Genomic DNA, 14992 nt, shown 5'->3' with positions numbered 1-14992 from the left:
TAAATAAAAACGTGTGAATTACCACACATAAGAAAGTAGGTCCTGTCACCAAACCCACACATTTAGTCAGTAAACATATCTCTATTAAGATTGTATTTACTCATTTTATCGTAAAGTGTTTTACGGGCAATTTGCAGTGTTTCCATGGTGTTTTTAATACTGCCGTGGTTTTGCTCAAGCGCGTACTCAATAAGTGACTGCTCATAAAAAGAGACTTTTTCAGATAAGCTTAAATCGGGAGATAAGCCACCTAATTGTTGTGTTTTAACTTCAGCAAAGGCAAGTTCGGCACCAAGTAATACAGCTCGCTCTGCTTGATTTCTTAGCTCTCTCACATTGCCCGGCCAGTCATAGGCAACTAACCGCTGTTGTATTTCGTAATTTACTGCCGCCGGCGGCTTATGATAGCGAGTTGCAGCAATAGAGCTAAAGTGTTTAAACAAAAGTAATATGTCAGCTTTTCGCTCTCGTAATGGCGGAATATTAACGTTAACCAAACTAAGTCTGTAGTATAAATCAGCTCTAAAATCACCCTTTTCAACTAACGCAAGTAAGTCTACTTTTGTAGCTGCAACAATTCTGATGTCTAAATCAATTGCTTTGTTATCGCCTACAGGTGTTACTTTTCGCTCTTCTAATACGCGTAATAACTTAACTTGCAGTGCCATTGGAGTGCTTTCTATTTCATCTAAAAAGACCGTACCACCTTGTGCATATTCAAACTTACCTTTTCGACTTTGAGTAGCCCCTGTATATGCACCACTTGCTGCACCAAACAATTCGCTTTCTATTAACTGCTCTGGTACTGCGCCACAGTTAATAGCAACAAAATTACAGCTAGAGCGATTACTTTGATCGTGTAGATACCGCGCTACAAGTTCTTTACCTGTGCCAGTTTCACCTTCAATCATTACATCGGTTGGGGTATCTATAATTGTGTTTAATAAGTGCATCATGTGTTGCATTTTAGGTGTGTCACCTAGTATGCGTACACCTGGGGCTGAGGTTTTCTGTACAGCCACTTTTAATGCGCGGTTCTCCATAACAAGGCTTCGTTTGTCGCACGCTCGTGCTATGCAATCAAGAAGATGTTCGTTAACTGGTTTTTCAAATAAATCATACGCACCTAATTGCATCGCTTTAACTGCTATCGATACATCAGCGTAACCAGTTAAAAATATTACAGGGAGCTCACTATCAAAAGCCGTTATTTGCTCTAAAAGTGTTAAGCCATCCATGTTCGGCATATTTATATCGCTCAGCACAACTCCAGCAAAGCGCCTATTGAGTTTGCTAAGAGCGGTACTTGCGTCATTAAAGCACTCAACGGTGTATCCTTCGAGAGTGAGCAATTGCTTTAAAGAGTCTCTGATCATTGCTTCATCATCAATGACTATTATGTGATTACATGGGGAGCTATCAATCATCTTTATTTTCCTGCCTGTTAGAGAGGCTAATTATAAATTCAGCCCCGCCTTCAACTCGATTGTGCGCGCTCAAACAACCATTAAACGAATCTATTATTTGTTTTGATATAGATAAACCAAGGCCTAAACCTTTACTTGATTTAGTACTATAAAAAGGTTCAAACAAATTACCAAATGCATGTTGCTCAATACCAGAGCCAGTATCTAAAATCGACAGTTTTACTCGCTCTTCAAAACACTCCAGCTGAAAACTTAAGTTACGAATAATTGCGCCATTCATAGCTTGGCTAGCATTAGTAATTAAATTAACGAGTACTTGTTCAAACTTAAGCGAATCGACCCATACAACGACTGTTTCATCAAACTGAGGAGGCTCTACTTGTACGTTATCTTGCTTTAACTGTGCGCTAGAAATCATTAAAGCGTTATTAACAAGCCCTGCAAGAGGGTAAGGTCTAAGTTGCATTTTTGAAGGCTTACTAAAGTGCTTTAACTGACCTACAATTTGGTGCACTCGATCAACTAATCCCTCAATCACGACTAAACTTTCACCAAGTGCTGAAGTATTTCCTTTAGCTAATAAACGCTTTGCTGAAGCTAAATAAGTATTAATAGCACTGAGCGGCTGGTTTATTTCGTGGTTGATTCCTGCACTTAGCTGTCCTATTGTCGCAAGCTTTGCAGACTGCACTAAAGCCGTTTGTACTTTTTCCAAAGCCTGAGTGCGCTCAAGGACTTCAAGTTCAAGGCTATGTCTGGAGTACACCAGCTTTTTATAACCCGCAAACCGAGTTAATAAAATATAACTAATAATAATAACTAAGCTACAGATAATAAATACCCAAAATAAGCGAGGCAGTTGAGCTGAATTAACTTTTGTTATATCAACGAGTACGTTCATCGTGGCATTAAAATATCGTAAAGGTCTTTGCGACATTACGTAAAGTTTTTTATCTATTTTTAAATGTTTAATACCTTCATTAGAAAATTGAAACTGCTTAATATACAAAGGCTGATGATCTAAATAAGCCCGACGAGATTTAATATCTCTGCGCATAGTTATATCAAGTTCAGTGAAGCTGTTTAATCGCCACGTTTGCATATCTGACATTGCAATTACCTCATCTGCAAGCTGCAAAAAAAAGTGACTACCCTTTGAAGTATTTAGAAGCTCTCTGTCATCCTCAAATTTACTTACATTCACTTTTAACACAACAACACCAATGGCTTTATTGTCGCGATATACTGCTTGTGAAAAGTAAATACCACGCTCTTTAGAGCGCATGCCTAATGCAAAGTACGCTACTTTTTCGCCTGCAAATGCACGTTTGAAATAAGGTCTAAACGCAAAGTTGCTACCTAAAAAAGTATAATCTGCTTGCCAATTACTACTGGCAATAACTTCGCCTTGAGTATTTAGAACAAAAATATCTGAGGCACCGCTGGCTTGTTGAATATCAGCAAGGTAGTTATTAATAGCGTTATAGTGCTGTGGCTGCGCATCTACAAAGTCTATCATTAACGAGTTATAGGTAAGTAACTGGGGAATAGCAGAAAAACGAGCAAGCTCAGTATCAATATAGTTATTTAATTGCGTAACTTGGCGCTCAGCCTGGTAGGTTGCTTGCTCAACATCATGAGAACGACCAAGCCAAAACGTAACAACTAATATAAGTACGAGTAACACACAAACAGTAATGATTTTTTTAGAAAAAGAAAACATGAAGAACTCGCAAAAAATAGCCAAGAAAATTTTAGGGCGCTAGTGTAACGGCTAATCTCTAGCAGAGATATAAACTTTTTGTTAACAACAGTTTTAAAGTGTTTAAAAACAAAAATCGCCGTAAACAACTATGTTTACAGCGATCTGTTTAGCATTAAATTAAAAAACAATTAATTTGTAGCTAATGTTGATCTATTTTTAACATATTTATATAAGCCAATTAACGACGCTGCAATCCAAAATATCTCGATTACAAAGCTCGCTAAATTAAAGTTATAACAAAGGCTAATTAACAGTAAAATTGCCCCTGTTAAATTCATCATATTATACGTTAAGCTAGCTGGAGATGTTTTACCTAGCTGCAGTAAAAAAAATGAACCAACTACTAAAAAAGTACCTGTCATGCCTATGATGTCAAATAAGAGTGCTATCACGAAACTATCCTTTATCCATTTTTAAATAACCCAATAAACTGGCCCGATCCATGGGGAGGGTATTTTTTCATTCATTGAAACAGCAAACCGGGCGATTCTATCAATATAGTAAATTCTAACAAGGCCATATGTCCGCATGCACAAGGCTTTATACTTATTCGCTTAATTAAGTATTATTGCGGTTTAGTATTACTTCATATACCTTATTTAAAGGTTACTTTGCCGCCAATTATTTTATAGGCCGGCGCACCGCGAATAATCGCTTCTCGGGCAAATGGCCGGCTACAGTTAGGGCAAATACAAGCCTCTGTTGTAAAGTCTTGGCTAATACGCTCTTTAAAGCACTTAACTAATGCTCCTTTCCCCCCTTTTCGATATTTAAATAAAGAGGCTTTACAAGCAGAGCAAAAAATATCAACCGTTTTAGTAGGGCCTTTTTTGTTGGGTTTTGCCATTACGTCCTGCGGTATTATATAAAGAGTAATTAGCAATTATATCAGTTTAGATGGGTGAAGGTTACCACCTCTGACTTAGAATTTAGATACGGCAGACTTAATCTATAAAGCCCCATTACATATAACCTTTATAAAATAAACACATCCTAATCTTTAAAAAAGAAGCGGTTTAACTGAGATGACAATACATTCATATTAAAAGGTTTGACTATAAATCCTGATACTTTAGCTGCAATAACTTGCTTAACTTTATCTGTACTGTCTTCACAAGTAACCATTAAAACGGGAATATCAGCAAGTTCTTTATCTTTTCGAATGTTAGTAAGTAAACTAACGCCATCCATTTTTGGCATATGAAGGTCAGTAATAACCAAATCGAAATGTTGATTACGCAGAAATACCAAAGCTTGCAATCCATCAGTTGCTTCAACGATATTGCTATACTCTAGTTTTCTAAGCATATTAATTAATACGTGTCGCATGAGTGGCATATCATCAACAACTAATATTTTCATTAGTTTCTTTACCAATTGTATAATGGGATTATATAAAACTACTCTACTCGTAGATAAGGATCAAATTTGGATTTGCTGATTATTTAAATCTTACGGCCATATCCCTAAAATGAGCCCCATTAACGAAAATTGTAAAATATGGTACCCCCCGTTAATTAAAAAAAGCTTTAGAGGGCGTTGCTCAAATATATAACTCAATCCAAATGAACTACTGATCCAAAAAAAGCCGATCACGAAGCCGGTTCCTATACTTTCACCTACGCTTGCATCCTTACCTAAAAAAAGAGATAGCATTAAAGCCGCTATAAAAACTAAAAAAAAACTGCCACCAAATATCAACTTAGGGTTAGCCGATTGTAAATCCAGATCAGTTAAGCCTATACTTTCTAGCCAGGCATTTTTAAAGAGAGCTTTTGAATACCATATACCACCAAGCATAAAAGAAGACAGTGCAGCCACTAGTATCGCAAAATAATCTACATCTAAAAGGTTCATACAAATAGCCGTATACAAAAAGTGTAATACCGTTTGGTATTAAATATTAACGGTATAAAGATACTCCCAATGTAGTTATAAATAGGGGATTGAGCAAATGGCCTTACTTAAATTAATTTTTGGTATAGAAGGTAATTATAAAAATAAAATTTATAAATCGCCAAATTTTGCATTGGTCAATAAGGCTAAATCAGTTGGCGAGAGTGCTATTTCTAAGCCTCTTTTTCCGGCGCTCACATAAATAGTGTCAAAGAGAGAAGCACTACTATGAATAAATGTAGCTAGACGTTTTTTTTGTCCAAGCGGACTCACCCCTCCTAAAATATAACCGGTACTAACTTGTACTTTTTGTGGGGCAGCCATAATTACTTTTTTAGCCCCACATAATTTAGCTAACTGTTTTAAATTAACTTGTTGAGATACAGGCGTTACAGCAACAATCAGTTGCCCTTCATGTGTTTCAAGTACTATGGTTTTAAATACTTGTGCACTGTCTAAATTTAACTTTTCAACGGCTTCAAGCCCGTAGTGGCTATTATTCTTATCGTGCTCATAACTGAGTACTTCAAAGGTTTTTTTTTGCTTTTTAAGTAGATCTATTGCTGGTGTCATGCTGTTTCATCTTTTTTATTCACAGTAACAAAAATTAAGTTTAAAGCAAAAAAAACGACGCTAAAAGCGTCGTTTTTTTGTTCATAATAATTTAAATTTATTTAGTTAAATCATCAAAAAACTTTTTAACACCGTCAAAAAAGCCTTGCTCTTTAGGACGGTTTTTAGAGCTATCTGTGCCCATGCTTTCATCTAACTCTTGAAGTAGTTCACGTTGACGCTCGTTAAGATTAACTGGCGTTTCGATTACCACTTTACAAATTAGATCGCCTTGTGCACCACTGCGTACAGACTTAACACCTTTGCCACGCATACGGAACATTTTGCCCGTTTGAGTTTCAGACGGTATTTTAAGTTTTGCACGACCATCAAGTGTTGGCACCTGAATTTCGCCACCAAGGCCTGCTGTAGTAAAGCTAATTGGTACTTCACAATATAAATTATTCGCTTCACGTACAAATATTTCATGTTCACGAACCGATACTTGCACGTACAAGTCGCCCGACGGCGCGCCATGCATTCCGGCTTCGCCTTCACCCGTTAAGCGAATACGGTCGCCTGTATCAACGCCAGCTGGAATTTTAACTGAAAGCGTTTTAGTTTTTTCTACGCGGCCTTGTCCATGACAACTGTTACAAGGGTCTGAAATAATTTGACCTTGTCCCTGACACGTTGGACACGTTTGCTGAACAGCAAAGAAACCTTGGCGCATTTGCACCTGGCCAGCACCATGACATGTAGTACATGTTTTAGGCTTAGAACCCACTTTAGCACCACTGCCATCACATGGCTCACAACCAACCCATGTAGGTACTTTAATTTCAACTTCTTTACCACGAACAGCTTCTTCTAAGCTTAAGTCCATGTTGTAACGTAAATCAGATCCACGTTGTTGACGAGATTGACGTCGACCACCGCCGCCACCAAAAATATCGCCAAATACATCGCCAAATACATCACCAAAGTCGCCATGTCCGCCACCAAAACCACCGTGACCACCGCCACCACCTTGTTCAAAGGCTGCGTGACCATGTTGGTCATACATTTGACGTTTTTGATCGTCGGTTAAAATTTCGTACGCTTCTTTAACTTCTTTAAATTTTATTTCGAGATCTTTATCGCCTGCGGTACGATCTGGATGATATTTCATCGCTAAGCGTTTATACGCTTTTTTTATGTCTCGCTCACTCGCATCTTTGCTTACGCCGAGGACTTCGTAATAATCGCGTTTTGACATATCTATCACACTACTCTTTTCTGTTTACAGCGTAAGCTGCTGGATAAACCGATAAATCGCATCGATTTATCATTGAATTTTTAAACCTTGAATACATGCAAAAGGCGCGACAAGCTATTGCTCGCGCGCCTCAATTGTTCATCCTAACCTAAACACCTAACTGAGTTAAGTGTTTTTGGCTAGCGAGAAGCGGTAGCAACAATTACTTGTCGTCTTTCACTTCTTCGAACTCTGCATCAACAACGTCGTCGTCTTGCTTAGTTGACTGTTGTTCGCCAGCGTCTGCTGAACCTTGCTGTGCTTTCGCTTGAGCAATTTCCATTAGTTTTTGAGACTTTTCAGCAAGAGCTTGAGTTTTAGCTTCAATCTCTTCTTTATTGTCGCTCTTAATTGCAGCTTCTAAATCTACAACAGCAGCTTCAATTGCTTCTTTGTCTTCGTTTGGTAATGCATCGCCAGCTTCTTCAATTTGCTTACGTGTACCGTGAACTAAAGCGTCAGCTTGGTTACGAGCAGCTACAAGTTCTTCAAACTTTTTATCGTCTTCAGCATGTGCTTCTGCATCACGAACCATCGCTTCAATTTCGTCATCGCTTAAGCCTGAAGATGCTTGAATCGTAATCTTTTGCTCTTTACCTGTATCTTTATCTTTCGCAGATACATGTAAGATACCATCGGCATCAACATCAAATGTTACTTCGATTTGTGGTGTACCACGTTGTGCTGGACGAATACCTTCTAGGTTAAATTGACCTAGAGATTTATTGTCGCTTGAACGTTTACGCTCGCCTTGAAGTACATGAATTGTTACAGCAGATTGATTATCTTCAGCTGTTGAGAAAGTTTGCGATTTCTTAGTAGGAATCGTCGTGTTTTTCTCAATCAATGCAGTCATTACTGAACCCATTGTCTCAATACCTAGAGATAATGGAGAAACGTCTAGTAATAGTACATCTTTAACGTCACCAGCAAGTACACCACCTTGAATCGCTGCGCCTACGGCTACTGCTTCATCAGGGTTAACATCTTTACGAGGCTCTTTACCGAAGAACTCTGCAACGATTTTTTGTACTAAAGGCATACGTGTTTGACCACCAACAAGAATAATGTCGTTGATGTCGCTTACTGATAAATCAGCATCAGCAAGTGCACGTTTAAGTGGCTCAATTGTTTTAGTTACTAAATCTTCAACTAGTGACTCAAGCTTAGCACGTGTTAGTTTCACGTTCATGTGCTTAGGACCAGATGCATCAGCAGTTACATACGGAAGGTTTACTTCTGTAGACTGTGCAGATGAAAGTTCAATTTTTGCTTTTTCAGCAGCTTCTTTAACACGTTGCATTGCAAGCGGATCATTTTTAAGGTCTAAGCCTTGATCTTTCTTGAATTCAGCTACTAAGTAGTTGATTACGCGGTTATCGAAATCTTCACCACCTAAGTGAGTGTCGCCGTTTGTAGCAAGTACTTCAAAAGTGTGCTCGCCTTCAACTTCATCAATTTCAATGATTGATAAATCGAAAGTACCGCCACCTAAGTCATATACTGCAACTACGTTTTCGCCACGGTTTTTATCCATACCGTAAGCAAGTGCCGCAGCCGTTGGCTCATTGATAATACGTTTAACTTCAAGACCCGCAATACGACCAGCATCTTTCGTAGCTTGACGTTGTGAATCATTAAAGTATGCAGGTACTGTGATTACGGCTTCAGTTACTTCTTCACCTAAGAAGTCTTCAGCTGTTTTCTTCATTTTTTTCAGTACTTCAGCAGAAATTTGTGGTGCAGCGCGTTTTTCGCCGCCCGCTTCTACCCATGCATCGCCGTTATCAGCTTTAACAATTTTAAACGGCATTATGCCGATATCGCGTTGTACTTCTTCGTCTTCAAAACGACGACCAATTAAACGCTTAATTGCAAATAATGTGTTTGTCGGGTTAGTAACCGCTTGACGCTTAGCAGATTGACCTACTAATGTTTCGCCGTCTTGCGTGTAAGCAATAATAGACGGGGTTGTGCGATCGCCTTCCGCGTTTTCAATAACACGTGCTTTGCCACCATCAAGTACTGCAACACAAGAGTTTGTAGTACCTAAATCTATTCCAATAATTTTACCCATGAAATCTCTCCAACTTCAATATTCGTTAAACGTTCGATGACTAGTAAATAGGGTTGCTCCAAACTTATTTCAACTGTAAAAATGAAAAAAAATTCATTTTTTGTGATTTATTTACAAAATAACCCTAATAATTGTAAGGAATGGTGATTTTTACACCGCCAGGGACGCTTTTAATTACTGGTCTGACTAGTTTGATTGTGTTATAAATTTATTAAATCGCACTATAAAAGGATATCTTCTATGCATTTTGAGCAACTACTTCAACAAGCGGAAAAAATTGGTCAAGCCGAAAATACAGAACAATTAAATAGTACAATGCAATTTCCAGAAAACTGGTGCCAAGGCAGAACTGCTTTTGGTGGGCTTTCAGCCGCACTGTTGTATCAAGCAATCAGAGGTAAGGTAACGGATGATCGTCGCTTACTTTCACTCAGTACTAATTTTGTAGGACCATTACTTGCCGATACTCCTTTTTCTTTATCAATTGAAATACTGCGCCAAGGTAAAAGCAGTACACAGGTACTCGCCAAAGCGATTCAAAATGAACAAGTGTGCGTAATTGTACAAGCGTGTTTTGCTAAAAGTAGAGAGTCGGGTATTAATGTGCCTGTTTCGAAGTCTTTGGGTTTAAAGCCAGTAGATGAGCGCCATACATTACCTTTTATAAAAGGTCAGATGCCTGAATTTTTCCAACATGTTGATTTATGCCCACAGCAAGGGGGTATGCCATTTAGTAGTGCAGAAACCTCTCACTTAGGTGGCTGGATGCGCTTTAAGCACACCCCAGAGCAAATTACAGAGGCCCATGTGATTGCACTTACCGATGCATGGCCGCCAACACTTTTACAAATGTTTAAACAACCCGCTCCTGCAAGTAGCATGTCGTGGTATTTAGAATTTGTGCAAGAGCCAAACTTAACACCTGGAGAATGGCTTGGCTTTGAAGCAATCACTCATCATTCAAAAGATGGTTACGGTTTAGAGGATGGCTGTATATGGTCGCAGTCGGGTGAGCTAATAGCGCTTACACGTCAAACAGTGGCTTTATTTGATTGATGAATGGGTTTGGCCTTCATCAACAATCCTTTTATAAGTACCATTTTGCTTGATGAGCGCCAAACCAATATCAAACTCAGTAGCTAAAACGAGGTTATTAAAATAAGCAGGTCGATCTGCTTTTGGAAATAAAGTGTAAATTTGTACAGCTTCGGGGGATTTATGTTGATTATAATAATAGTAAAAAATACGCTTATCTAACACAATTACATCAACCCAACCTTTTAACAGCTTATCTACCTGCGCTTTTTGATTAATAACCTCTTGATATGAGCTAAAGTGTTTAACATTCCTTTTAAATATAGGAGGCAGATATGCCGTTGCATTTTGAAAAGCAAGAACGTTTTTATTAAACATGTCTTCTATTTTATCAATGTTATATTTATTTCGCTTGAGTGTAATAGCTACATTTTCATAACTAAGTACCGTTTTACTTGGATAAATACCGGCACTAATTCCTCCAGCATAATTTAAAAGTATATCTACTCCTTTATTATGTAATTGATGCTCAGCGCGTTTATTCGACATATATTGCACATTAATATTAGCAAATCCATTGGCCTTTAACGCGGCTTTTATTAAATTTAGGTGTATACCCGAGTCCGTTTTTACAAAAACATAGGGTGGAATTGATGCGCTCGCAGCGATCATTACCTCTCGCTCTTTATTAATAGCCACAGCATTTTTCGAGCAAATAAAGAGCCACATTAATATGTAGTAAAAATAATATTTCACACGCTTCCTTTATATAACGAACAGCTTGATAGCAGAACGCGTTGTATTAATGTATTAAATATAGCAAAATTGAAGAAATATTCTTCTTGCTTGGTATTAAATTGCAAACTGTATGCCCCTGCTGCGATCTGATCATAGATATACCTCGCATAATCGCAAAACAAATGGCGATATGCCCACATTGCCACCATAAACTTTGCGAAGCCGATGTTAATCACGATAGTCGTATAGTTGCACTAAGCTTTAGCGCACTATTAATGCTGCTGAGCAGTATGTTTTACCCTTTTATTTCTTTTAGCAGTAGTGGTATTACTCAAACTATTACACTGCCCGACGCGGCTCGAATTTTATTTAATTACGATAGTGAACTGCTTGGCTTATTTATTGATTTAAGCATTATTGCTCTGCCTATGGGTTTGCTTCTTATTTTAATTCCTTTGCATCTTGGGCTTTTAAAAACATTACCAGAGGGCATAGCAAGGCGACTACTAAAGTTCACCCTTGCGTTAGAACCGTGGATTATGTCGGAAATATTTTTAATTGGCGTACTTGTTAGTATGGTTAAAATCATGTCGCTGGCTGATATTAGCTTTGGCACGAGTTTTTGGGCTTATGTGGGGTTTGTTATTTTATACATAGCCGCGCTTGTTCACCTAAATCGCCCACGCTTATGGGCTCAAATAAAGCCTGTAAAAGTACTCGAAGGCGCAGAGCATGCTAAACGTGCAATAGATGAAAATATTAAAGCCTGCCATGTGTGCCATCAACTATGTACCGGTAATATTTGTCAGCGTTGCCATACAAAAACGCACGTTAGAAATCCTTACAGCGTACAAAAAGCAGCAGCTTGGCTAATTACCTCTGTTGTTTGTTATATTCCAGCTAATGTTTTGCCTATTATGCATACCACTAGTCTTGGGGATGAATCTCCTTCGACTTTAATTGGTGGTGTTATTACTCTTTGGAAAAGTGGCTCCTACCCTATTGCCGCTATTATATTTTTAGCCAGCGTTGTGGTGCCACTTGCTAAAGCTTTTGTATTGAGCTTTTTATGCTTTATGGTAACGAGACCTGCCAATAGACATACAAAAAGTTACACCCGAATTTATCAACTGACTGAGTTTATTGGAAAATGGTCGATGATAGATGTATTCGTGGTTGCTATTTTAGTTGCCTTAGTTCAACTGGGTAATTTAATGTCAGTAACACCAGGATTAGGCATTGTATTTTTTACAGTTATGGTAATATGCCAAATGATGGCTGCCCATGCCTTTGACCCACGCTTGTTGTGGGATTCCCCTAAAAACAAAAAATCAGAGAACAAAGCATGACCGAAACTGCCGAAATAACAAAAGAACCGAAAATTTCCGCTATCTGGATCATTCCGGCAATTGCGCTGTTAGTGGGCATGTGGATGTTATACCAATACCAAGCTAATAAAGGCCCTACAATTTTTATCGAAATGCCACAAGCTGAGGGCATTATTGCAGGTAAAACTGAAATAAAAGTGCGCAGTGTAAAAATAGGTCAAATTGATCATGTTCGACTATCAGACACCCAAGACAGCGTTATTGCCCGTGCGCAAATAGACAAAAACTACAATAACCTATTAACTGACGATGCCAAAATTTGGGTCGTAAAGCCACGCATTGATGAAACGGGTATTAGCGGAATGAGTACGCTATTGTCTGGTGTATATTTAGAGTTTTCACCCGGTGAAAGTAAAGAGCTAAAAGAGCGTTTTAAATTACAAGACGAACCCGCCCTCATTGGTAAAGATGTGAAAGGTGGCCGTTTCAAATTAATGAGTTACAACGCTGAAGTGCTTGATGTGAGTACCGGTATATTTTTCAAAAATTATAAAATAGGGCAAATAGAAACCGCCACTTTTGATTGGGAAAACCAAGCAATGAAGTACGGCGTATTTATTAAAGAACCTTATCAAAATCTCATCACCATGAACTCTATTTTTTGGGTGAACGCAGGGATTGAAATTGACCTATCTGCCGATGGCATCAATATTAATACGGGCTCTTTAAGTAAACTTTTAAAAGGCGGTATTTCGGTTGGCTTACCTGAACAACAGGCCCCGGGTGAAATAGCACAAGATGGGCATAGCTTTTCATTAAGTCAAAGCTATAAAGAAGCGCTAGAAGAGCGCTTTTACGATTTTGATTACTACCTCATTGAATTTGAACAATCAGTTCGAGGACTACGCACAGGTGCTCCTGTCGAATATAGAGGTATGCGTGTAGGTACTGTTGTTGAAACCCCTGCCAATGTAATTATTGACGGTAAACCTGCCCACTTTAGAAACCATAATACGGCGGTTCCAGTACTTATAAAAGTAGAATACGGACGCTTGTATCACGACAGTGCCTCAGCTAAAGAGTATTGGCAAGGTAGTTTAAAAGGCTGGATTGAAAGTGGTATGCGCGCCTCGTTAAAGCCTGGTAATTTATTAACGGGTGCAGTGTACGTTGATTTTGATATATACCCAGATGCACCGCAAGCGCACCTAGGTAAACTTGTGCAGTATGATGTTTTTCCGAGTATTTCTAGCGGCATAACCGTATTAGCCGACCAAGTCTCTGACGTACTTAATAAAGTAAATAACTTAAAAGTTGAAGATAGCTTAGAACAAATGCAAGCCACATTTACCGATTACCGAGCGCTTGCTAATGAAATGCGAGAGCTACTAAGCCAAAAAGATACACAAAACTTACCAGGCGACTTTAATCGTAATTTCGAAAAGATGACAAAAAGTATGGAGCAGTTTGAAGTAACTATGCGCCAATTTGATAAAACCATGGCCAGTTACCAAGCAGGTTCTGAACTTCATCATCAAATACAGCAAACATTAAAAGAGTTTAAACGTTTAAGCGAGGGCCTACAGCCTCTAACTCGCGGATTAAACGAGCAACCTAATATGCTAATTTTTGATAAATCATTACCAGCAGATCCAAAACCAAGGAAGCAATAATGAAATCGTTATTTTTAACTGCAAGTTTATTATTACTATTGGCAGGTTGTAGTTCATCAATACAAACTGCGACACAGTATTACCAGTTTGAGCAGCCTATTGGTGCCTCTTCTCGAAATGTGACAGACACAGACGCACAATTAAGAATACAAACAGTTGTACTTAGAGGTGCTTTAAATAATTTAGGTATTGCTATGAAAATAGATAGCAACCAAATTCATGCCGCAAATTACAACCTGTGGGGCGAATCGCCGGATGTAATGCTCACTGCAACAGCCCAGCAAACTCTTTTTAATGCTATGCCAAATTGGATGGTAATAAAGGGCTTGCCGGTAATTACTGAACTCGATCAACAAACGTTTTATGAGCTTGAATACGAAATTCACCACTTTAATGGCGACATGGAAGGTAACGCTGATATTTCAGGGCTTTGGCGTTTATATTACACACACCCTGAAACAGGCCGACGTCTTATAAGTATTCATAATTTTTCAAACCTAGTGCCTATAGATGATGATGGATACGACGGTTTAGTTTCAACGCTTGAAGCAACATGGCTAAATATAAACCTAAATGTTGCAAAACAAATAGAACAAGCAAGACTTTAATCATTAAGTGAAAATATAATTACGGCGGTTTTATCATTATTGATAACCGCCTTGCCCTCTATTTTAAAGCCCAATTTTAACAACACACTCTGCGATGCCCTATTATCAGGTGATGTTATTGCACACAGTTTTGTAATTCCAAATTCATGCTTATGGTGCAAAAGTGAGCTGGCCGCTTCAAAAACATAGCCTTTTTTTTCAAAACCACTTACAAGAGCAAAACCTAAATCAGGTTGTTGTAACGCTGCTCGTTTATAAAACCCAACAACGCCAACCACTACAGCATTATGCAAAGTAATAACGTAAGGCCCAAAGCCTTGGCGTACATGAGAAGCAATAAATGACTGATTGATGTACGACTTGGCATCATCAAGGGTATAGATTGCTTTATCACCAATATGCTCTATGAAACTCGCCTGATTAACTAGCTTAAGTAAAATAGCTGCATCAAGCTCATTTGCATGGCGCAACAACAGTCGATTTGTTTTAAATACAGCGTTCAATGTAAGCTCCTCTAAAAAACTTTGTTTTGCATGTAACTTTTTGTTGACTGAAATTAAAAAGCGGATTATTTTTGCGCCGATGTTTTTACAGGC

At 38.4% G+C, this 14992-nt stretch carries 15 protein-coding genes; 4 read left to right on the top strand and 11 right to left on the bottom strand.

The window, feature by feature from the left end:
* Positions 1 to 62 precede the first annotated feature (62 nt).
* The 9 genes from QL995_RS00595 to dnaK form a co-directional block, all read right to left on the bottom strand.
* Entirely contained in the window at positions 63 to 1427 is a 1365-nt protein-coding gene (locus QL995_RS00595; RefSeq protein ID WP_010553935.1) for a sigma-54 dependent transcriptional regulator, read from the bottom strand.
* On the bottom strand, positions 1420 to 3150 hold the full coding sequence (locus QL995_RS00590) for a cache domain-containing protein (RefSeq protein ID WP_290291593.1): 1731 nt from the start codon (positions 3148 to 3150) through the stop codon (positions 1420 to 1422). The genes QL995_RS00595 and QL995_RS00590 overlap by 8 nt, the downstream gene beginning before the upstream one ends.
* A gap of 170 nt (positions 3151 to 3320) precedes the next feature.
* Positions 3321 to 3584, bottom strand: a complete 264-nt coding sequence (locus tag QL995_RS00585) for a hypothetical protein (RefSeq protein WP_010553937.1) — start codon at positions 3582 to 3584, stop codon at positions 3321 to 3323.
* A gap of 203 nt (positions 3585 to 3787) precedes the next feature.
* The gene (locus QL995_RS00580) at positions 3788 to 4039 is read right to left on the bottom strand and encodes a hypothetical protein (protein WP_007585454.1); all 252 of its coding nucleotides are present in this window, start codon (positions 4037 to 4039) and stop codon (positions 3788 to 3790) included.
* Between the two features lie 146 nt (positions 4040 to 4185).
* The gene (locus tag QL995_RS00575) at positions 4186 to 4554 is read right to left on the bottom strand and encodes a response regulator (RefSeq protein ID WP_010553939.1); all 369 of its coding nucleotides are present in this window, start codon (positions 4552 to 4554) and stop codon (positions 4186 to 4188) included.
* A gap of 90 nt (positions 4555 to 4644) precedes the next feature.
* Complete coding sequence (locus QL995_RS00570) at positions 4645 to 5049, bottom strand: DUF1761 domain-containing protein (protein ID WP_024591801.1); 405 nt, start codon at positions 5047 to 5049, stop codon at positions 4645 to 4647.
* A gap of 150 nt (positions 5050 to 5199) precedes the next feature.
* Complete coding sequence (gene ybaK, locus QL995_RS00565; protein ID WP_007585460.1) at positions 5200 to 5661, bottom strand: Cys-tRNA(Pro) deacylase; 462 nt, start codon at positions 5659 to 5661, stop codon at positions 5200 to 5202.
* 97 nt (positions 5662 to 5758) lie between these two features.
* Positions 5759 to 6898 carry a molecular chaperone DnaJ gene (gene dnaJ, locus QL995_RS00560; protein WP_290291585.1) on the bottom strand — a complete coding sequence of 380 codons (1140 nt, stop codon included), beginning with the start codon at positions 6896 to 6898 and terminating at the stop codon, positions 5759 to 5761.
* 202 nt (positions 6899 to 7100) lie between these two features.
* Positions 7101 to 9014, bottom strand: a complete 1914-nt coding sequence (gene dnaK, locus QL995_RS00555) for a molecular chaperone DnaK (protein ID WP_008171317.1) — start codon at positions 9012 to 9014, stop codon at positions 7101 to 7103.
* Between the two features lie 240 nt (positions 9015 to 9254).
* Here dnaK and QL995_RS00550 point away from each other — a divergent pair, with 240 nt between their 5' ends.
* Positions 9255 to 10070, top strand: a complete 816-nt coding sequence (locus tag QL995_RS00550) for a thioesterase family protein (RefSeq protein WP_010553943.1) — start codon at positions 9255 to 9257, stop codon at positions 10068 to 10070.
* Here the strand turns inward: QL995_RS00550 and QL995_RS00545 are convergent.
* Entirely contained in the window at positions 10059 to 10748 is a 690-nt protein-coding gene (locus QL995_RS00545; protein ID WP_290291580.1) for a transporter substrate-binding domain-containing protein, read from the bottom strand. The two genes, QL995_RS00550 and QL995_RS00545, sit on opposite strands and share 12 nt — an antisense overlap.
* A gap of 221 nt (positions 10749 to 10969) precedes the next feature.
* On the opposite strand from QL995_RS00545, the gene QL995_RS00540 reads away from it, so the two are divergent.
* From QL995_RS00540 to QL995_RS00530, 3 genes are read left to right on the top strand one after another with little or no spacing between them, the layout of a single operon-like run.
* Positions 10970 to 12136 carry a paraquat-inducible protein A gene (locus QL995_RS00540; protein WP_010553945.1) on the top strand — a complete coding sequence of 389 codons (1167 nt, stop codon included), beginning with the start codon at positions 10970 to 10972 and terminating at the stop codon, positions 12134 to 12136.
* Entirely contained in the window at positions 12133 to 13788 is a 1656-nt protein-coding gene (pqiB, locus tag QL995_RS00535) for an intermembrane transport protein PqiB (RefSeq protein ID WP_007582433.1), read from the top strand. The genes QL995_RS00540 and pqiB overlap by 4 nt, the downstream gene beginning before the upstream one ends.
* On the top strand, positions 13788 to 14396 hold the full coding sequence (locus QL995_RS00530) for a PqiC family protein (protein WP_007582431.1): 609 nt from the start codon (positions 13788 to 13790) through the stop codon (positions 14394 to 14396). The genes pqiB and QL995_RS00530 overlap by 1 nt, the downstream gene beginning before the upstream one ends.
* Here QL995_RS00530 and QL995_RS00525 read toward each other — a convergent pair.
* Positions 14393 to 14899 (bottom strand): GNAT family N-acetyltransferase, encoded by a 507-nt coding sequence (locus QL995_RS00525; protein ID WP_290291573.1) that lies wholly within the window; start codon positions 14897 to 14899, stop codon positions 14393 to 14395. The two genes, QL995_RS00530 and QL995_RS00525, sit on opposite strands and share 4 nt — an antisense overlap.
* Positions 14900 to 14992 lie beyond the last annotated feature (93 nt).

It is taken from the genome of Pseudoalteromonas sp. APC 3358, assembly GCF_030408075.1.
Taxonomy (GTDB): Bacteria; Pseudomonadota; Gammaproteobacteria; order Enterobacterales; family Alteromonadaceae; genus Pseudoalteromonas; species Pseudoalteromonas arctica.
Note: the sequence above shows the minus strand (reverse complement) of the source record. Positions and strands in the feature narration are given on the sequence as shown.

Bases quoted from the DNA above. Each gene is read 5' to 3' on its own strand.
- pqiB (WP_007582433.1), top strand. From the start codon at position 12,133: ATGACCGAAACTGCCGAAATAACAAAAGAACCGAAAATTTCCGCTATC.
- dnaJ (WP_290291585.1), bottom strand. From the start codon at position 6,898: ATGTCAAAACGCGATTATTACGAAGTCCTCGGCGTAAGCAAAGATGCG.
- QL995_RS00530 (WP_007582431.1), top strand. From the start codon at position 13,788: ATGAAATCGTTATTTTTAACTGCAAGTTTATTATTACTATTGGCAGGT.
- QL995_RS00590 (WP_290291593.1), bottom strand. From the start codon at position 3,150: ATGTTTTCTTTTTCTAAAAAAATCATTACTGTTTGTGTGTTACTCGTA.
- QL995_RS00540 (WP_010553945.1), top strand. From the start codon at position 10,970: ATGGCGATATGCCCACATTGCCACCATAAACTTTGCGAAGCCGATGTT.
- QL995_RS00580 (WP_007585454.1), bottom strand. From the start codon at position 4,039: ATGGCAAAACCCAACAAAAAAGGCCCTACTAAAACGGTTGATATTTTT.
- ybaK (WP_007585460.1), bottom strand. From the start codon at position 5,661: ATGACACCAGCAATAGATCTACTTAAAAAGCAAAAAAAAACCTTTGAA.
- QL995_RS00595 (WP_010553935.1), bottom strand. From the start codon at position 1,427: ATGATTGATAGCTCCCCATGTAATCACATAATAGTCATTGATGATGAA.
- QL995_RS00575 (WP_010553939.1), bottom strand. From the start codon at position 4,554: ATGAAAATATTAGTTGTTGATGATATGCCACTCATGCGACACGTATTA.
- QL995_RS00570 (WP_024591801.1), bottom strand. From the start codon at position 5,049: ATGAACCTTTTAGATGTAGATTATTTTGCGATACTAGTGGCTGCACTG.
- QL995_RS00550 (WP_010553943.1), top strand. From the start codon at position 9,255: ATGCATTTTGAGCAACTACTTCAACAAGCGGAAAAAATTGGTCAAGCC.
- dnaK (WP_008171317.1), bottom strand. From the start codon at position 9,014: ATGGGTAAAATTATTGGAATAGATTTAGGTACTACAAACTCTTGTGTT.